This is a genomic window from Mycobacterium sp. SMC-13, from assembly GCF_045311035.1.
Lineage (GTDB): Bacteria > Actinomycetota > Actinomycetes > Mycobacteriales > Mycobacteriaceae > Mycobacterium.
Window position 1 is genome coordinate 241,200 of record NZ_JBJIAI010000003.1, and the last position, 18,967, is coordinate 260,166.

Sequence of the window (18,967 nt, forward strand, 5' to 3'; positions counted from 1 at the left end):
TCAGACCCCGGAGGCCACCCGGCCCGCATCACCGAAGGGCTCGTCGCGGTGCCGCACCGCCTGCCGGAACCCGTGCTCGACGGCGTCGGCGACGAAGGCATGTCCCTCGGGCGTGTGCCGGGCGATGCCGTCGAACACCGTGCTGACCATCCGGCTGGTCGCGACGCCCTGCTGCAGCAGCGAGGTATTGCACGCCAGCTTCGCCATGATCAGCTGGTTCACCGGCATCGCCGCAATGCGCGCGACGAGCCGCTCGGTGCGCTCGTCGAGGTCCTCGGGCTCCGGGGCCTCGACCGCCAGACCCCATTCGGCGGCCTGCGCCCCGGTGATGCAATCCCCCGTGAACAGCAGACGTTTCGCGCGCTGGTCACCCAGGCGATGCGCCCACAACCCGCCCGCCGGCACGCCCCACACCCGCATCGGGGGGTAGCCGATCTTGGCGTCGGAGGCCGCGATCACCTGGTCGGCGTGCAGCGCGATGTCGGTACCGCCGGCCACGCAGTAACCGTGGATTTTCACGACGGTCGGTTTGTCGCAGTGCATCAGGCTGGAGAAGCCACGGACGAACCGGCTCATCATCTGGTAGTCGATCATCGGATCCCAGGGCTGGTTCGGCAGATGGTTGACGGCCTGCGTGTGGCCGTCGAGCACGGTGCCCTGGTGCTCGGAGCCGCCGGCGGCCCCGGTGCCGTCGGCGTAGGCGCTCAGATCGAAACCCGCACAGAAGCCTTCGCCGCGGCCGGACACCAGGATCACGTGCACGTTCGGGTCGAGATCAGCGCGTTCGACGCACGCGGCGAGTTCCAGCGGTGTGTCCGCGACGATCGAGTTGCCCTTCTCCGGACGGTTGAAGGTGATCCGCGCGACGCGATCGGTGACCTCGTAGGTCATGGTCTTCAGGTTGTCGAAATCCACCAGCTCAGCCTTCCCGCGAGCAGTCTTACGTCTGCTCGGCAGTAGAAAATCAGCCCTTGACGAGGGCGCGTTCGATGATGGGCGCAAGGTCGAGGCCCGTCGGCAGGGTGCCGAACGCGCCGCCCCACTGGCGGTCGAGACGGCTGACGAGGAACGCCTCGGCCACCGCGGGGTGCCCGTGACGCACCAGCAGCGCGCCCTGCAGCGCCAGCGAGATGTCCTCGGCCACCTTGCGGCCGCGGTATTCGAGGGTCGCCGGATCGGTGAGCTGCGCCTTGAGCGCGTTGACGTGGGTGTCCAGGCGCGGGTCCCGCGCCTGCGCCAACTCGTCGAACAGCACCTCGATGCACTCGGGCTTGGTCGCCATGGCGCGCAGCGTGTCGAGCGCGCTGACGTTGCCCGAGCCTTCCCAGATGCCCATCAGCGGGGCCTCGCGGTAGAGCCGCGGCATACCCGATTCCTCGGCGTAACCGTTGCCGCCGAAGCACTCCATGGCCTCCGCGGCGTGCGGCGTCGCCCGCTTGCACACCCAGTACTTGGCCGCGGCCAGACCGATGCGGCGGAACAGGCTTTCGCGTTCGTCACCGCGGACGGCGCGGTCGGTGGCGCCGGCCATGCGCATCGCCAGCATGGTGGCGGCCTCGGCTTCGACGGCCATGTCGGCCAGCACGTTGCGCATCAGCGGCTGGTCGATCAGGTAGGCGCCGAACGCCTTGCGGTGCTGGGCGTGGTGCACGGCCTGGGTCAGGCCGGTGCGCATGCTGGTGGCGCTGCCGAGCGTGCAGTCCAGGCGGGTCAGGTTGACCATCTCGATGATGGTCGGCACGCCGCGGCCCTCCTCGCCGACGAGCCAGACGGTCGCGCCGTCGTACTCGATCTCGCTGGAGGCGTTGGCGTGGTTTCCGAGCTTGTCCTTGAGCCGCTGGATGAACATGCGGTTGCGGGTGCCGTCGGGCAGGACGCGGGGCAGGAAGAAGCACGACAGTCCGCCCGGTGCCTGCGCGAGGACGAGGAACATGTCGCCCATCGGCGCCGAGGTGAACCACTTGTGGCCGCGCAGCGAGTAGCTGCCGTCACCGTTGGGCGTGGCCTGCGTGGTGCCGGCGCGCACGTCGGAGCCGCCCTGCTTCTCGGTCATCGACATGCCGGCGGTGATACCGGCTTTGGTGGCAGGCACTTTCAGCTCGGGGTCGTAGACCCGGCTGGTCAGCAGCGGTTCGTAGACCTTGGCCAGTTCGGGGTTGAACCGCAGTGCCGGGACGACGGCGTACGTCATCGAGATCGGGCAGACGTGGCCCGGCTCCGGGGTCCAGGCCGACATCTTCGCCGCGCGGACGACGTGCGCACCGGGACGGTCGTCGGCCCACGGGGCGCCGTGCAGGCCGTGCGTCACCGCGGCGTTCATCAGCTGGTGGTAGGCGGGGTCGTATTCGACCTCGTCGACGCGGTGCCCGTAGCGGTCGTGCGTGTGCAGGATCGGGACGTTGCGGTCCGCGAGCTCACCCCAGCGCTGCGCGACCCGGCTGCCGCCGAGCGCACCGACCTCGTGGACCTCGTCGACACCCCACTCCCCGCCTTCGCCGATGAGGGCCTCGGCGAGCGCCGGGAAGGTGGCGGGGTTGTAGTTCTCCAGCGGCGGGACCTGATTGGTCACGACATGGGTATCGGCCATGTCCCCACTATTACATTTTTACGACAGTCGCACAAGAACTGTATATATGAATGGCGGAATGCGGTCCGGCGATCAAGTGGAGAAATCTCAATACACTCGCGGCGGAGCTGAACGATGAATGTCAGCAGACACGCAACTCCCAGGAGTCCCACCATGCCTCTGGCCCGACAGGATTGCGCTGCGCTGGTCGTCGGCGGCCCGACCACCGTGCTCGATCTCGGCGGCCTACGCATCGTCAGCGACCCGACCTTCGACGCCCCCGGCCCGCAGGGGTACTTGACGAAAACCCGCGGCCCGACCGTCACCGAGGAGCAGATCGGCGCCGTCGACGTCGTCCTCGTCAGCCACGACAACCACGTTGACAACTTCGACGAGCGCGGCCGCGCCTTCGCCGAGAACGCACCGGTCCTGCTCACCACGATCGGCGCAGCCAGGCGACTGGGCACGCCGGCTGTCGGGTTGCGACCGTGGAGCACCTACACCCTCACCCGGCCCGACACCGGCGAGCTCAACGTCACCGCCGTCCCTGCCGTCCACGGTCCCGAAGACGGCGACCGCGACCCCGACGGGTACGTCAACTGCGAAGTCATCGGGTTCGTGCTTTCCGGTACCGCACTGCCCACGGTCTACATCAGCGGCGACAACGCCTCTCTCCGGACTGTCGGCGAGATCGCCCGTCGCATCGGCACCATCGACGCAGCCATCCTGCACGCCGGTGCCGCTCGCGTGCCCGGCAAGTTCCGGCATCGGGCGGTCAGTCTCGACAGCATCCGAACCGCGGCCGCCGCCGCGGTCCTGGGCGCCCCGGTCAACATCCCTGTCCACTACGACGGTTGGGCACACTTCACCGAAGGCCGCGACGACATCGCCCGTGCCTTCGACGACGCCGGCATCACCGCGGCCCTGCGCGTCGCCGACCACGGCACCTGGCTGTCGTTGCAGCCGTGAACGGTGCCGACCCGCGTCGTGGAGCCGCGATTCGCTAGTGCCGCGCCACGACCTCGGTCGCGCGGTCGCCACGGTGCACGAAGTAACCCAGCGTCACGATGACGAACCAGATGGCACCCACCAGGATCGCGGTCCGTCCGTCGTCGGTGAAGAACAGCAGCACGACGACGAGTGCCAGGAACCCGAGCGCCAGGAACGTCGTGTACGGCGCGCCCGGCAGGCGGTAGTCCGACGCCGGCAACACACCGGCGGCCACCCGCTGGCGATAGATGAAGTGCGACACCGGGATCGAGCCCCACACGAAGATGATGCCGATGGTCGACACCGAGGTGATGTAGGCGAACGCCTTGTCCGGCGACAGGTAGTTCACCAGGACACCGACGCCCATGGTCAGGGCCGAGAAGCAGATGGCGAGCATCGGCACGTGCCGGCTGCTCAGCGCCTGCAGACCGGCGGGCGCGTCACCGCGCTGCGCGAGGCTGCGCACCATGCGGCCCGTCGAATAGATGCCCGAGTTGCACGACGACAGCGCCGCGGTGAGCAGGATGAAGTTCACGATGCCCGCGGCGGCCGGGATGTTGAGGTACTGGAAAACCGCGACGAACGGGCTGTGGCCGGCGTGGTAGTTCCGCCAGCCCTGCACCGACAGGATCACGATCAACGCGCCGACGTAGAACAGGCCGATGCGGAAGGGCAGCGTGTTGATGGCCTTGCGCAGCGTCACCTTCGGGTTCTCGGCCTCGCCCGCGGTGACACCCACGAGCTCGACACCGACGTAGGCGAACACCACGATCTGCAGGCTCAGCAACGCCGAGCTGAAGCCCGTCGGGAAGAAGCCGCCGTCGTTCCAGAGGTTGGTCACGCTCGGTCCGGTGGCCGGGCCGAAACCGGCGATCGGCAGCAGCACACCGATGCCGATGATGATCATGCCGATGATCGCGGTCACCTTGATCATCGAGAACCAGAACTCGGCCTCACCGAAAATCTTCACCGAGATCAGGTTGGCCGCGAACAGCACCAGCAGCACGACCAGCGCCGTCACCCACTGCGGGATGTCGTGCCCCCACGGCCAGTACTGCACATACTTGCCGGCCACCGTGATCTCGGCCATGCACGTCGTGGCCCACACCGCCCAGTACGTCCAGCCGTTCGCGAAACCGGCGAACCGGCCCATGAACTCCTCGGCGTATTCCGAGATGCTGCCCGACACCGGGCGGTACACCAGCAGCTCACCGAGCGCCCGCATGATGACGAACACGGCCAGGCCGGCCGCCAGGTACGCCAGGATCAGCGCGGGACCGGCCTTCTCGATGGCGCCGCCGGCGCCGTAGAAGAGGCCGGTGCCGATGGCCCCGCCGATCGCGATCATCTGCACGGTTCTGGCGGACAGACCGCGCTCGTAACCGGCGTCGGGTGTCTCTGTTACCTCAGTGTTGGCGTCTTGCACCCGACGGGTTTATCACAATTGTCGGTGCCGACTAAACGTTCTCGCGCAGGAACGCGATGTCGTCCTTCCGGCCGTCCTCGGACGTCTCGCAGATGACGGGAGCGTCGGCGGCGCGCACCACCGCTGCCAGCAACTGCGGGTCGATCTGGCCCGAACCGAAATTCGCGTGCCGGTCGGCGCCGGAACCGGCGGCGTCCCGGGAGTCGTTGCAGTGCACCAGATCGATCCGGCCGGTGATGGACTTGATGCGCTCGACCGCGTCGACCAGCGCCTCCCCCGCCGCCCAGGCATGGCAGGTGTCCAGGCAGAAACCGATGCCCTTGTCGCCGATGCGGTCCCACAGCCGGGCGATGGTGTCGAAGTGCCGCGCCATGGCGTGATCGCCGCCGGCGGTGTTCTCCAGGTACACGGGCATGTCGGTCTTGAGGGCGTCGAGCGCCTTCACCCACCGCTCGAAGCCGGCCTCCATGTCGTTGTCGTCGGCATGACCGCCGTGCACGATCACGGCCGTCGCGCCGATCTCGGACGCGGCATCGCACGTGTCCTGCAGGATCTTGCGCGACGGGATGCGCACCTTGTTGTTGGCCGACGCGACGTTGATCAGGTACGGCGCGTGGACGTACAGCGGCACCGTCGACGCCCGCAGGATCTCGGCGTCCTCGCGGGGCGCGGGCTTCTTCCAGCTCTGCGGGTTGCCCAGGAAGAACTGCACCACATCGGCGCCGTCGGCAGCGGCCGCGGCCAGAGGATCGGTGTTGTCGACGTGCGAACCAATCAGCATGTGGCCCAGCCTAGTTGCGCGGCGCGCATGAACCCATGCCGCGGGCCACGTCGACGCGTTGACCGGCGAGGGGCCTCGGGTCGGCGTTCAGAATCGCTCGGTCGGAGGTCAGGACACCCGGAAATGAAAAAGGCCCCCGCGCAGAGCGGGGGCCTTTTCCTCGACTGATTAGCGGTAGTCGCTGTAGCCGTAGTCATCCAGCGGCACGGCAGCACCAGTGGCCTGACCGAAGTCCGGGCTGTAGTACTGATCCTCGTAGGACGGGATCGTGTACGCCGCAGCGCGGGCTTCCTCGGTCGGCTGGACCTGGATGTTGCGGTACCGGTTGATGCCCGTACCAGCCGGGATCAACTTACCGATGATCACGTTCTCCTTCAGACCCTGCAGCTTGTCGCTACGGCAGTTGATCGCCGCATCGGTCAGCACGCGAGTGGTCTCCTGGAACGACGCCGCCGACAGCCACGAGTCCGTGGCCAGCGATGCCTTCGTGATACCCATCAGCACCGGACGTCCGGCCGCGGGCTCGCCACCCTCGGCCACGACGCGACGGTTCTCGGTCTCGAACTCGCTGCGCTCGGTCAGCGAACCGGGCAGGAACTCCGTCGAGCCCGAGTCGATGATCGTCACGCGACGCAGCATCTGGCGAACGATGACCTCGATGTGCTTGTCGTGGATCGACACACCCTGTGCGCGGTAGACCTCCTGGACCTCCTTGACGAGGTGAATCTGCACCTCGCGGGGGCCCTGGACGCGGAGCACCTCGTGGGGGTTCGCCGAACCCTCCATGAGCTGCTGGCCGACCTCGACGTGGTCACCATCGGCCAACAGGCGCTCGGTGCCGTCGTCGTGCTTGAAGACGCGCAGGCGGCGGTTACGACGCGGCAGCTTGTCGTAGACGACTTCCTCGCCACCATCGTCGGGAACGATGGTGATCTTGTAGAACTTGTCGTCCTCTTCCAGCTGCACCCGGCCGGCCACGTCGGCGATCGGAGCGACGTTGCGGGGCACGCGGGCCTCGAACAGCTCCTGGACGCGCGGCAGACCACCGACGATGTCGGCGCCACCGGTAACACCACCCTGGTGGAAGGTACGCATCGTCAGCTGGGTACCGGGCTCACCGATGGACTGGGCGGCGACGATACCGACGGCCTCGCCGATGTCGACCAGCTTGCCGGTGGCCATCGAGCGGCCGTAGCACTTGGCACACACACCGGTGCCGGTGGCACAGGTCAGCACCGAACGCACCTTGACCGTCGAGATACCCGCAGCCAGCAGGGCCTCGATCGCCGGGTCACCGAGATCGTGGCCGCGCTCGACGATGACGTTGCCGTTCGCGTCGACCGCATCGGTGGCCAGGGTCCGCGCGTAGGCGGACGTCTCGACGTGCGCATCGCGCACCAGCGAACCGTCGGCCTGGACCTCGGCCAGCGTGACGATGACGCCGCGCTCGGTCTCACAGTCGGTCTCGCGGACGATGACGTCCTGCGACACGTCGACCAGACGACGGGTCAGGTAGCCCGAGTCGGCGGTACGCAGAGCGGTATCGGCCAGACCCTTACGAGCACCGTGGGTGTTGATGAAGTACTCCAACACCGTCAGGCCCTCGCGGAAGGACGACTTGATGGGCCGCGGGATGAACTCACCCTTCGGGTTCGTCACCAGACCCTTCATGCCGGCCAGGGTGCGGGTCTGGGTGAGGTTACCCGTGGCGCCCGACTTCACGATCGTGATGATCGGGTTGTCCGCCGGGTAGTAGTCCTCCAGAGCCTTACCGACCTCTTCCGTGGCCTGCTGCCAGATCTTGACCAGCGACTCGTTGCGCTCCTCATGGTTCAGACCACCGCGCTGGTACTTCTTCTCGATCGCGTCGGCCTGGCCCTCGTAGCGCTCCAGGATTTCCTGCTTCTGCGGCGGCACCAGAACGTCGGCCATCGAGACCGTCACGCCCGAGCGGGTCGCCCAGTGGAAACCGGCGTCCTTCAGCTTGTCGACGGTCTGCGCCACGACGATCATCGGGTAGCGCTCGGCGAGATCGTTGATGATCGCCGCCTGGACCTTCTTGTGCATCTGCTTGTCGACGAACGGGTAGCCCTTCGGCAGCAGCTCGTTGAAGAGCACGCGACCCAGGGTGGTCTCCGCGGTCCACGCGTCGCCCGGCTTCCAGCCGTTCTCGAACAGCTGCTGCTCGATCTCGGCCGGCGGACGCAGGTGCGTCAGGCGGACCTTGATCTTCGCGCGCACCGACAGCGCACCGCGGTCCATGGCCATGATGGCCTCGGCCGGGCTGCTGTAGACGCCGGTCTCCGGCTGATCGTTGGTGGCCGGCGTGAACTCGCCGAGGTCACCGTCGATCTGCGTGGTCAGGAAGAACAGACCGGTCACCATGTCCAGACGCGGCATGGCGAGCGGGCGGCCCGACGCCGGCGACAGGATGTTGTTCGACGACAGCATCAGGATGCGCGCCTCGGCCTGCGCCTCCGCCGACAGCGGGAGGTGCACGGCCATCTGGTCACCGTCGAAGTCGGCGTTGAACGCCTCACACACCAGCGGGTGCAGCTGGATGGCCTTGCCTTCCACCAGCTGCGGCTCGAAGGCCTGGATACCCAGGCGGTGCAGCGTAGGTGCACGGTTCAGCAGCACCGGGTGCTCGGCGATGACCTCTTCGAGGACATCCCACACCTGGGGACGCTGACGCTCGACCATGCGCTTGGCGCTCTTGATGTTCTGCGCGTGATTCAGGTCGACCAGACGCTTCATCACGAACGGCTTGAACAGCTCGAGGGCCATGAGCTTCGGCAGACCACACTGGTGCAGCTTGAGCTGCGGGCCGACGACGATGACCGAACGGCCCGAGTAGTCGACGCGCTTACCCAGCAGGTTCTGACGGAAGCGGCCCTGCTTGCCCTTGAGCAGGTCGGACAGCGACTTGAGCGGACGGTTGCCCGGACCGGTGACCGGCCGGCCACGACGGCCGTTGTCGAACAGCGCGTCCACAGACTCCTGCAGCATGCGCTTTTCGTTGTTGACGATGATCTCGGGCGCACCGAGGTCGATCAGTCGCTTCAACCGGTTGTTGCGGTTGATGACGCGGCGGTAGAGGTCGTTCAGGTCGGAGGTCGCGAAGCGGCCACCGTCCAGCTGAACCATCGGGCGCAGCTCCGGCGGGATCACCGGAACGGCGTCGAGCACCATGCCCATGGGCGAGTTGCCGGACTGCTGGAACGCGGCGACGACCTTCAGACGCTTGAGGGCGCGCAGCTTCTTCTGGCCCTTGCCGTTCTTGATGGTGTCGCGCAGCGACTCGGCCTCGGCGTCGATGTCGAAGGTCTCGATGAGCTTCTTGATCGACTCGGCACCCATGGCACCGGTGAAGTACTCGCCGTAGCGGTCCTGCAGCTCGCGGTACAGCACCTCGTCCACGATGAGCTGCTTCGGGGCCAGCTTGGTGAAGGTGGTCCAGATTTCGTCGAGCCGGTCCAGCTCACGCTGGGCCCGGTCGCGGAGCTGACGCATCTCGCGCTCGCCACCGTCGCGCACCTTGCGGCGGACGTCGGACTTGGCGCCTTCCTTCTCCAGCTCGGCCAGGTCCTGCTCGAGCTTCTGCGCGCGCTCGGCGAGATCGAGGTCCCGTTGATCTTCAACGGCCTTCTTCTCGACGACCATCTCGGCCTCGAGCGTCGACAGCTCGTTGTGCCGCATCTCGGTGTCGACCGAGGTGATGACGTAGGCCGCGAAGTAGATGATCTTTTCCAGATCCTTCGGGGCCAGGTCCAGCAGGTAGCCCAAGCGCGACGGAACGCCCTTGAAGTACCAGATGTGGGTGACCGGCGCGGCCAGCTCGATGTGGCCCATGCGCTCACGACGCACCTTGGCACGAGTCACCTCGACGCCACAGCGCTCGCAGACGATGCCCTTGAAGCGGACGCGCTTGTACTTACCGCAGTAGCACTCCCAGTCGCGAGTAGGTCCGAAGATCTTCTCGCAGAACAGGCCGTCCTTTTCCGGCTTGAGCGTGCGGTAGTTGATGGTCTCCGGCTTCTTGACCTCGCCGTACGACCAATTACGGATGTCTTCCGCGGTGGCCAGGCCGATGCGGAGTTCATCGAAGAAGTTGACGTCTAGCACGTAACTCCCTTTCCCCTTGCGGGTGTATGAATCAGAAAAAGCTGACTACGGGCGGACGGTTTAGGCGAGGTCCTCGACGGACGCGGACTCGTTGCGCGACAGGTTGATACCCAGGTTCGCGGCGGTGCGCTCCAGGTCCTCGTCGTCGCTGTCGCGCATCTCGATCGCGGCACCGTCCGAAGACAGCACCTCGACGTTGAGGCACAGCGACTGGAGTTCCTTGAGCAGAACCTTGAACGACTCCGGGATACCCGGCTCGGGGATGTTCTCGCCCTTGACGATCGCCTCGTAGACCTTCACGCGACCGACGGTGTCGTCGGACTTGATGGTCAGCAGCTCCTGCAGCGTGTACGCCGCACCGTAGGCCTGCATGGCCCAGCACTCCATCTCACCGAACCGCTGGCCACCGAACTGCGCCTTACCACCGAGCGGCTGCTGGGTGATCATCGAGTACGGACCGGTCGAACGCGCGTGAATCTTGTCGTCCACCAGGTGGTGCAGCTTCAGGATGTACATGTAGCCGACCGTGACCGGGTACGGGAACGGCTCGCCGGAACGACCGTCGAACAGCGTGGCCTTGCCGTCGGCGTTGACCATGACGTCGCCGTCGCGGTTCGGCAGCGTCGAGCCCAGCAGGCCCTGCAGCTCGTTCTCGCGGGCACCGTCGAACACCGGGGTGGCGACGATGCTGTCGCGCGGCGCGCTGTGCATGCCCTCGGGCAGGTTCGCCGCCCACTCGGGCTCGCCCTCGATGTTCCAGCCGGCCTTGGCGACCCACCCGAGGTGGGTTTCCAGGATCTGGCCGATGTTCATACGACGCGGCACACCGTGCGTGTTCAGGATGATGTCCACCGGGGTGCCGTCAGGCATGAACGGCATGTCCTCGATCGGCAGGATCTTGCCGATGACGCCCTTGTTGCCGTGGCGGCCGGCGAGCTTGTCACCGTCGGAGATCTTGCGCTTCTGGGCCACGTAGACGCGGACCAGCTCGTTGACACCGGCGGGCAGATCGTCGTCGTCCTCGCGCGAGAACACGCGGACGCCGATGACCTTGCCGGACTCACCGTGCGGCACCTTCAGCGAGGTGTCGCGGACCTCACGGGCCTTCTCACCGAAGATGGCACGCAGCAGGCGCTCTTCCGGCGTCAGCTCGGTCTCACCCTTCGGGGTGACCTTGCCGACCAGGATGTCGCCGTCGCGGACCTCGGCGCCGATGCGGACGATGCCGCGCTCGTCGAGGTCAGCCAGCACCTCATCGGAGACGTTCGGGATGTCCCGGGTGATCTCCTCGGCGCCCAGCTTGGTGTCGCGGGCATCGATCTCGTGCTCCTCGATGTGGATCGAGGTGAGCACGTCCTGCTCCACGAGCCGCTGGCTCAGGATGATGGCGTCCTCGTAGTTGTGGCCTTCCCACGGCATGACTGCCACGAGCAGGTTCTTACCGAGGGCCATTTCACCGTTCTCGGTGCAGGGGCCGTCGGCGATGACCTGGCCGGCCTCGACACGCTGACCCGAGTCCACGATCGGGCGCTGGTTGGCGCACGTGCCGTGGTTAGAGCGGTTGAACTTGCGCATCCGGTAGGTGTGCCGCGAGCCGTCGTCAGCCATGACGGTGACGTAGTCGGCGGACACCTCTTCGATGACACCCGACTTGTCGGCGACGACGACGTCACCGGCGTCGATGGCGGCACGCAGCTCCATGCCGGTACCGACCAGCGGGGCCTCGCTGCGCACCAGCGGAACCGCCTGACGCTGCATGTTCGCACCCATCAGGGCGCGGTTGGCGTCGTCGTGCTCCAGGAACGGGATCATCGCGGTCGCGACCGACACCATCTGGCGCGGCGAGACGTCCATGTAGTCGACGTCGTTCGCCGAGACGAACTCGACCTCGCCGCCCTTACGACGGACGAGGATCTTCTCCTCGGTGAAGTGACCGTTCGCGTCCAGCGGCGAGTTGGCCTGCGCCACGACGTGGCGGTCCTCCTCGTCGGCGGTCAGGTAGTCGATCTGATCGGTGACGATGCCGTCGACGACCTTGCGGTACGGGGTCTCGATGAAGCCGAACGGGTTCACCCGCGCGTACACCGACAGCGAGCCGATCAGACCGATGTTCGGGCCTTCAGGGGTCTCGATCGGGCACATGCGGCCGTAGTGCGACGAGTGGACGTCGCGGACCTCGAGGCCGGCGCGCTCACGGGACAGACCACCGGGGCCCAGCGCCGACAGACGACGCTTGTGGGTCAGACCCGACAGCGGGTTGTTCTGGTCCATGAACTGCGACAGCTGCGACGTGCCGAAGAACTCCTTGATCGCCGCCACGACGGGACGGATGTTGATCAGGGTCTGCGGGGTGATCGCCTCGACGTCCTGCGTGGTCATGCGCTCGCGGACGACGCGCTCCATACGCGACAGGCCGACCCGGATCTGGTTCTGGATCAGCTCGCCCACGGTGCGCAGACGACGGTTGCCGAAGTGGTCGATGTCGTCGACCTCGACGGGGACCTCGACGCCGCCGGGGGCGGTCATGGTCTTGTCACCGTCGTGCAGGCGCACCAGGTACTCGATGGTGGCGACGATGTCCTCTTCGGTCAGCGTCGTCGCGGTCACCTGGGCCGGGTTGCCGTCGTGCAGGCCCAGCTTCTTGTTGACCTTGTACCGGCCCACGCGGGCCAGGTCGTAACGCTTCTCCTTGAAGAACAGGTTCTCCAGCAGGGTCTGCGCCGACTCCTTGGTCGGCGGCTCGCCCGGGCGCAGCTTCCGGTAGATGTCCAGCAGCGCCTCGTCGGGACCGGCGGTCGGGTCCTTCTCGAGGGTGCCCATCATGATCTCGGAGAAGCCGAAGCGCTCACGGATCTGCTCGTTGGTCCAGCCGAGTGCCTTCAGCAGCACGGTGACGGGCTGGCGGCGCTTGCGGTCGATGCGGACACCGACGGTGTCGCGCTTGTCGACGTCGAACTCCAGCCAGGCGCCACGGCCCGGGATGATCTTGACGCTGTGCAGGGTCTTCTCGGTGGCCTTGTCGATGGACTCGTCGAAGTACACACCGGGCGAACGGACGAGCTGCGACACGACGACGCGCTCGGTGCCGTTGATGATGAAGGTGCCCTTTTCGGTCATCATCGGGAAGTCACCCATGAAGACCGTCTGGCTCTTGATCTCGCCGGTGGTGTTGTTGATGAACTCAGCCGTGACGAACAGCGGGGCCGCGTACGTCTGGTCCTTTTCCTTGCACTCGTCGACCGGAGCCTTGACCTCGTCGAAGCGCGGGTCGGAGAAGCTCAGCGACAGGGTGCCGGCGAAGTCCTCGATCGGCGACAGCTCGGCGAGGACCTCTTCGAGGCCACCGACCGGATTGATGTCACCGCGGTCGACTGCCTTCGAGCGCCAGCGGTCCGAGCCGATCAGCCACTCGAAGGAATCCGTCTGCACATCGAGCAGGCCCGGAACCTCAAGTGGTTCGCGCAGCTTGGCGAACGAGACTCGGTTCGGCGCTCCTGGGACGGAGTTGTTGGAATCTACTGACTTGCTCTCGCGAGAGACTGCCAAGATGCGTCCTTCCAGCACCTGATGCGACCATTCCGGTGCCGGTCGAAACCGGTCCGAATTGCCGCTCTATCTGCGTCGGTCCGGCTGGCGTTCTCACAGTCCGGGCCTTACAGGACACAGGGCACGCGTCTAGATCACTGAGCAAGACTCAGGCTAGAAGGTGTCAGGTGCGGGTGAGGTGGGCAGGATGCAGCCAGCGCAACGTCCAACATTAGCGTAGGACGGCGCATTCCTCAACCACGGCATGTTTGGAGAGAGTTCTAACGGATAACGCTGGCTGGCGTCTGAACCCATCAACACAACTCTCGAATACATGCTGCCCAACAGATTGGCCCGTTTGCGGGCGTCAGTCAAGACTTGCCACGGTGTTTGGTGTGGAGTTTTGCCGGCAGCTGGCGAACCGGGGCGCTCTCATCGTGACGCAGCGGGCGCCGAGGCGCCACCCGCACGCCGTTCCCGACGGACGCGCCGTGACCAAGATCACCGGCCGTCCGCCCTCTCGCCACGCCTCAGCGGCGCCCGCAGCGCCCGCCCGCCGACACAAATCGCGCCCGGGCTGGTTCAGCCCGGGCGCGATTTTCGGCGTTCTGCGGATCAGGCCCGCGGAATCTGGGCGGTCACCGGGTCGTCGTTGGCGCCACTCTTGTTGAGGTCCTCGAGGATGGCGGCCTGCGCGGCGGGCGGCAGGGTGTGCAGGATCGAGCGCACCCGGGCCTGACGACGGGCGACGGCCTGGCGGACCGGCATACCCGGGGTGACGGCGATCTGCGGCGGCACGCCCTCGATCTCCTCGACACCACCGTCGGAGTGACCGGCATCGATCGCGGCCTGCTCGGCGGCGGCGGTGGCGGCGTCCTTCTCCTCGGACATACCGATCGGGCCGATACGACGACCGTTGAGGAACTGCTTGACCGCGGGCTCCTCACTGGTCAGCAGCACCTCGCGGGGGCCGAACATGACCAGGTGCTTGCGGTAGAGCATGCCGATGTTGTCCGGCACCGTACGCACGATGTTGATGTTGTGGGTAACGATCAGGACCGTGGCGTCGATCTGGGCGTTGATGTCGATCAGCAGCTGCGACAGGTAGGCGGTACGGACTGGGTCCAGACCGGAGTCCGGCTCGTCGACCAGGATGATCTTGGGGTCGAGCACGAGGGCGCGGGCCAGACCGGCACGCTTGCGCATACCACCGGAGATTTCGCCCGGGAACTTGTGACCGTCGTTGGGCATACCCACGACGTCCAGCTTCTCCATGACGATTTTGCGGATCTCGGACTCGGACTTCTTGGTGTGCTCGCGCAGCGGGAAGGCCGTGTTGTCGTAGATGTTCATCGAGCCGAACAGCGCGCCGTCCTGGAACAGCACACCGAACAGGGTGCGGATCTCGTAGAGCTCCTTGGCCGAGCACTCGATGATGTTGGTGCCGTCGATGACGATCGAGCCGCGCTCGGGGCGCAGCAGGCCGATCAGGGACTTCAGGAACACCGACTTACCGGTACCGGACGGGCCCAGCATGACGCTGACCTCACCGGCGGGAATGGTCAAGGTGACGTCTTCCCAAATCTTCGACGACCCAAAGGACTTGCTCAGTCCCGTTACGTCGATTTGAACGCCCACGTGAGATCCCTTCCGCCAGCGCTCGCGCGCCATTTGCTGCCCTGCCTGTGGCTTGAGTCACTGTAGCGCATCGATCGCGGCCTGTTGCACCTTGTTCCAACTATCGGACGGCCCGCCACAAAGTCACCCCGATGGGCGCGGAGCCAACTACTCCATCGTCCCCCGAATGGTCCGAAATGCCCCGATTTATATCCCCTGAAAAGCGAAATCCCCCGGAGTCCACAAGGGACTCCGGGGGAAAACGTCAGTTCTGGCGAACTTACTTGACGGACACCGAAGCGCCGGCAGCCTCGAGCTTGGCCTTGGCGTCCTCGGCGGCCTCCTTCGAGACCTTCTCCAGCAGCGGCTTGGGGGCGCCGTCGACCAGGTCCTTGGCTTCCTTCAGGCCCAGGCCGGAAACGATCTCGCGGACGACCTTGATGACGCCGATCTTCTTGTCGCCGGCACCCTCGAGGATGACGTCGAACTCGGACTGCTCTTCGCCGGCCTCAGCGGCAGCGCCACCGGCGGCGGGGGCGGCGGCAACGGCGACCGGAGCGGCGGCGGTGACGTCGAAGGTCTCCTCGAACTGCTTCACGAACTCCGAGAGCTCCAGCAGGGTCATTTCCTTGAACGCGTCGAGCAGTTCTTCGGTGGACAGCTTGGCCATGTGAATGGTCCTTCCTTGTTTCTGTGTTTTGTTGGTCTAGTGCGCGGTTGGACAGCCGGCACTGAGGCTTCTAGGAAGCCTTCTTGTCCTGCAGAGCGGCCGCCAGGCGGGCGATCTGAGACGCGGGCGCGGCGAACAGCGCGGCGGTCTGAGACTGCTTTGCCTTCATGGCGCCGGCCAGCTTGGACAGCAGCACTTCGCGCGACTCGAGGTCGGCGATCTTCTCCACCTGGGCCACGGACAGCGCAGCGCCGTCCATGTAGCCGCCCTTGATGACGAGCTGCTTGTGATCCTTCGCGAACTTCTTGATTGCCTTCGCGGCATCGACCGGCTCGCCGGTGATGAACGCGATGGCGGTCGGACCTGCGAACAGGTCGTCGAGGCCCTCGACTCCGGCCTCCGAAGCGGCGCGCTTGACCAGGGTGTTCTTGGCGACCGTGTAGGTCGTCGCGGCACCGAGGGAACGACGCAGCTCGGCGAGATCGGCAACCGTCAGACCGCGGTACTCGGTCACGACAGTGGCCGTCGAGGCCTTGAACTGTTCGGCAATGTCAGCGACCGCAGTGGCTTTGTCAGCCTTGGCCATACATGCCTCCTTGTGGTGTATTCATCGGCCCACTGGAGACTGCCGGGGATTCGGCCCGGAAACGCAGAGCGCCCCGACACAGAAAGGTCGGGGCGCGCAGAATGAAAAACTCTGAAAACCTCGTCCTCCTGCGTGGGCCGCCAGGCGTTGCCTGGACCTTCAACCAATTACTTGGTGACCGACGGTCTTCGGTGGAACTGCACAAGAGTAGCCGATCGCCTGCCGATCAGCCAAAACGGCGGTGCCGGGGGCTACGGCTGCCCGCGGCGCACCGCATCCGGTGCCGGCAGCCGCCAGTGCCGGCCCTGCTCGAGGTCGAAGCTCATGGGTTCGTAGCGCAGCATGCCCGTGCCCGGGTACGGGGTGTACTCGCCGAACCACACGTCGCCGTCCACGGCGTAGAGGTCGACGCGGATGAAATCCCAGTCGGCGCCGAGGACGCTCGCGATCTCCAGCATCTTGTCCAGTTCGACGGGCCGTTCCTCGGGGGCGACCGGGTGAATACGCCACCGCACGGGCAGCTGACGCCAGTCGGCGTCCAGGAAGGTGGTGGTCTGCTTCTCGGCGAACCGGCCCCGGTTCACCTGGATCAGCTCGACGCGGCCGTCGAAGACGAAGAACTTGTAGTCGACGGGCGCTTCGCCGTCCGGGGTCGGGATGCGTTCCTCGAGCAGCAACAAGGGGCGCGCTTTGCTGTAGCCCCACTCGCCGAGCTCCAGGGGCGTTTCCTGGAACCAGCTCCTGGTCTGGTCCCGCAGGCGGGCCAGATCCAGCTGCGGGTCGGGGCCGAACAGCGCCTGGCCACTGCTGGCATTGGGCTTGAGCACCCAGGGCGGCAGCGACGCCAGGTCCGGTGCGTCGCGCAGGTCGGTACCGGACCAGTACGTGGCGGGAATCCGGAGATCGGCGCCGGGATACGCCGCGCGCGCCATCTCCTTCATCCACATCTTGTCGCAGGCCCTGACGATCCGGTCCCGCCGATCGTGGAAGATGCGCCAGTTCACCTTCTCGTTGAAGGTCTCGGGCTCGTCGAAGTTGCCCCGCCTGCGGATCATCAAGAGATAGAGGACGTGCCGCAGGAACCGGACCGGGATCAGCGCGAGCATCCGGCGCCGGACGGACATGAGCCACGCCGGCGTCGCGATGTATGTGAGCAGCGGCGGCACGGGTTCAGGCCTCGCTGGTGAGGTAACCGCCGCGGCGGAAGAACTCCGCTCCCCCGTGCTCCACCCCGTCGGCCGTGCGGAGCCGCGTGATGACCAGGCCGAGGTTGCCGCCGCGGTGGGCGTGCGTGCCGCACACCACCGCGCCGCCGCCCTCCTGCACGATCACGCGGCCCGGGGTGCCGCCATAGCGGATTTCGGACACATTGGACTCGAGCACCTCGATCCGCTCACCGCGGTAGAAGGTGAACGCGCGCGGGTAGGGGTCCGACAGCGCGCGGACGAGCCGCTCGAGATCCTCGGCCGGCCAGCTCCAGTCGATGAGGCTGTCGCGCTCGGAGCGCTTGTGGAAGTAGGTCCGCTCGGCCTTGTCCTGCGGACGCCACTGTGCGGTGCCGGCTTCCAGCGCGGTCAGCGCCTCGTCCAGCGCGCCGGGGATCAGGTCGATGCCACGCATCACCAGTTCGGTGCCGGTGTCGTCGGGCCCGATGGACAGCGAGCGCTGGACCAGGATGTCACCGGCGTCGAGCTCGGCGTTCATGCGGTGAATGGTCAGGCCGATGTGCGATTCACCGCTGATCAGCGACCAGATGACCGGGGAGAAACCGGTGCCCTTCGGCAGCAGGGAGTCGTGCAGGTTCAGGGTGCCGTACGGCGGCAGGTCGTAGAGCTCGTCCGTCATCCGCGTGTACCAGCTGTTGACGACGATGACGTCGGGTTCGGAGCGCTTGACCAGGTCGATGGTCTCGTGGTCGGCGCGCATGGTCAGGTGGACCGGGATGTCGTGTGCCTGGGCGAGTTCCTCGACGGAGTCCGAGAAGATCGCCTTGTACGACTCCGTGCTGGTCGGGTGCGTGACGACCATCGGCACGTCGTGTCCCAGATCGATCAGCGCCTGCAGCGTCTTGACCCCCCACGTCTGGAAACCGAAGAAGACGACGCGCATGCCAATACCTCACTAAGTCAGATTCTGCTGGCGTGTGAAGAGTTGTTCACCCACCGTTAAACAAGATCAACTTAGCTAAGTCTTGCCTAAGTTTGTTGCCTACCCCTCCAGGTAGTTCACAGTCTCGTCAGCGCGGAACCGTGACCAGGACAAACGCGGCCAGCAACAGCGCCACCCGTACCCAGTGCAGCCGATCCCAGCGGTGAGCGAGTTCCCGACTTGTCGGCGTCTCGCCAGGGCCAGCACCCGCCCACGCCGCGACGCGGTTGTTGATCGGCACCAGCGTGGTGAGCGTCAGGGCCATCACCACGCCCATCACCGCGACGGCGGCGATGGGGAGTGGCGCCGGCACGAGCACGGCATCGCCGACCAGCAGCACCGCCGCGGCGATGTACCAGAACGGCATCACCGTCCCGAGGAGCCTGCTGCCCGTCGCGCGCGCCTGACGGTAGGCGTCGTCGGGCAGCCGTTCCAGGATCGGGTTGGTGAACGCGGCGACGCCGAACTCCACGCCGACGAGCGTGCCGACGACGATCACGGTGAGAACTTGCGCGATGTGCTCCATGACATCG

At 66.3% G+C, this 18,967-nt stretch carries 13 protein-coding genes; 1 reads left to right on the forward strand and 12 read right to left on the reverse strand.

The features are described 5' to 3' along the window. Together ACJH6I_RS07345 and ACJH6I_RS07350 are read right to left on the reverse strand one after the other, a co-directional pair. Complete coding sequence (locus ACJH6I_RS07345; protein WP_406783891.1) at positions 1 to 915, reverse strand: crotonase/enoyl-CoA hydratase family protein; 915 nt, start codon at positions 913 to 915, stop codon at positions 1 to 3. A 49-nt stretch (positions 916 to 964) separates the two neighbouring features. Continuing rightward, entirely contained in the window at positions 965 to 2,587 is a 1,623-nt protein-coding gene (locus ACJH6I_RS07350) for an acyl-CoA dehydrogenase family protein (protein WP_318985755.1), read from the reverse strand. Positions 2,588 to 2,740: 153 nt separating this feature from the next. On the opposite strand from ACJH6I_RS07350, the gene ACJH6I_RS07355 reads away from it, so the two are divergent. Next, positions 2,741 to 3,535 (forward strand): MBL fold metallo-hydrolase, encoded by a 795-nt coding sequence (locus tag ACJH6I_RS07355; protein WP_318985754.1) that lies wholly within the window; start codon positions 2,741 to 2,743, stop codon positions 3,533 to 3,535. Positions 3,536 to 3,569: 34 nt separating this feature from the next. On the opposite strand, the gene ACJH6I_RS07360 is transcribed toward ACJH6I_RS07355, so the two are convergent. The 10 genes from ACJH6I_RS07360 to ACJH6I_RS07405 all read right to left on the reverse strand — a co-directional run bounded on the left by ACJH6I_RS07360 (position 3,570) and on the right by ACJH6I_RS07405 (position 18,960). Continuing rightward, on the reverse strand, positions 3,570 to 4,982 hold the full coding sequence (locus ACJH6I_RS07360) for an amino acid permease (protein ID WP_406783892.1): 1,413 nt from the start codon (positions 4,980 to 4,982) through the stop codon (positions 3,570 to 3,572). A gap of 31 nt (positions 4,983 to 5,013) precedes the next feature. Continuing rightward, positions 5,014 to 5,763 carry a deoxyribonuclease IV gene (locus tag ACJH6I_RS07365; protein WP_212806939.1) on the reverse strand — a complete coding sequence of 250 codons (750 nt, stop codon included), beginning with the start codon at positions 5,761 to 5,763 and terminating at the stop codon, positions 5,014 to 5,016. 168 nt (positions 5,764 to 5,931) lie between these two features. Continuing rightward, positions 5,932 to 9,888, reverse strand: a complete 3,957-nt coding sequence (locus tag ACJH6I_RS07370) for a DNA-directed RNA polymerase subunit beta' (RefSeq protein ID WP_064979228.1) — start codon at positions 9,886 to 9,888, stop codon at positions 5,932 to 5,934. A 60-nt stretch (positions 9,889 to 9,948) separates the two neighbouring features. Beyond that, complete coding sequence (locus ACJH6I_RS07375; protein ID WP_406783893.1) at positions 9,949 to 13,434, reverse strand: DNA-directed RNA polymerase subunit beta; 3,486 nt, start codon at positions 13,432 to 13,434, stop codon at positions 9,949 to 9,951. 594 nt (positions 13,435 to 14,028) lie between these two features. Beyond that, on the reverse strand, positions 14,029 to 15,051 hold the full coding sequence (locus ACJH6I_RS07380; protein WP_212806940.1) for an ABC transporter ATP-binding protein: 1,023 nt from the start codon (positions 15,049 to 15,051) through the stop codon (positions 14,029 to 14,031). 259 nt (positions 15,052 to 15,310) lie between these two features. Further along, the gene (gene rplL, locus ACJH6I_RS07385; RefSeq protein ID WP_212806941.1) at positions 15,311 to 15,700 is read right to left on the reverse strand and encodes a 50S ribosomal protein L7/L12; all 390 of its coding nucleotides are present in this window, start codon (positions 15,698 to 15,700) and stop codon (positions 15,311 to 15,313) included. 70 nt (positions 15,701 to 15,770) lie between these two features. Continuing rightward, positions 15,771 to 16,286 carry a 50S ribosomal protein L10 gene (gene rplJ / locus ACJH6I_RS07390; RefSeq protein WP_212806942.1) on the reverse strand — a complete coding sequence of 172 codons (516 nt, stop codon included), beginning with the start codon at positions 16,284 to 16,286 and terminating at the stop codon, positions 15,771 to 15,773. A 251-nt stretch (positions 16,287 to 16,537) separates the two neighbouring features. Beyond that, positions 16,538 to 17,452, reverse strand: coding sequence for an ATP-grasp fold amidoligase family protein (locus ACJH6I_RS07395; RefSeq protein WP_318985751.1), 915 nt, complete (start codon positions 17,450 to 17,452; stop codon positions 16,538 to 16,540). Between the two features lie 4 nt (positions 17,453 to 17,456). Continuing rightward, on the reverse strand, positions 17,457 to 18,395 hold the full coding sequence (locus tag ACJH6I_RS07400; protein ID WP_318985750.1) for a methionyl-tRNA formyltransferase: 939 nt from the start codon (positions 18,393 to 18,395) through the stop codon (positions 17,457 to 17,459). Between the two features lie 127 nt (positions 18,396 to 18,522). Continuing rightward, a complete protein-coding gene (locus tag ACJH6I_RS07405) occupies positions 18,523 to 18,960 on the reverse strand; it encodes a DUF1772 domain-containing protein (RefSeq protein WP_318985775.1) in 438 nt (145 codons plus the stop codon). Between the last annotated feature and the right edge of the window lie 7 nt (positions 18,961 to 18,967).

Bases quoted from the DNA above. Each gene is read 5' to 3' on its own strand.
- ACJH6I_RS07350 (WP_318985755.1), bottom strand. From the start codon at position 2,587: ATGGCCGATACCCATGTCGTGACCAATCAGGTCCCGCCGCTGGAGAAC.
- ACJH6I_RS07355 (WP_318985754.1), top strand. From the start codon at position 2,741: ATGCCTCTGGCCCGACAGGATTGCGCTGCGCTGGTCGTCGGCGGCCCG.
- ACJH6I_RS07365 (WP_212806939.1), bottom strand. From the start codon at position 5,763: ATGCTGATTGGTTCGCACGTCGACAACACCGATCCTCTGGCCGCGGCC.
- rplL (WP_212806941.1), bottom strand. From the start codon at position 15,700: ATGGCCAAGCTGTCCACCGAAGAACTGCTCGACGCGTTCAAGGAAATG.
- rplJ (WP_212806942.1), bottom strand. From the start codon at position 16,286: ATGGCCAAGGCTGACAAAGCCACTGCGGTCGCTGACATTGCCGAACAG.
- ACJH6I_RS07400 (WP_318985750.1), bottom strand. From the start codon at position 18,395: ATGCGCGTCGTCTTCTTCGGTTTCCAGACGTGGGGGGTCAAGACGCTG.
- ACJH6I_RS07405 (WP_318985775.1), bottom strand. From the start codon at position 18,960: ATGGAGCACATCGCGCAAGTTCTCACCGTGATCGTCGTCGGCACGCTC.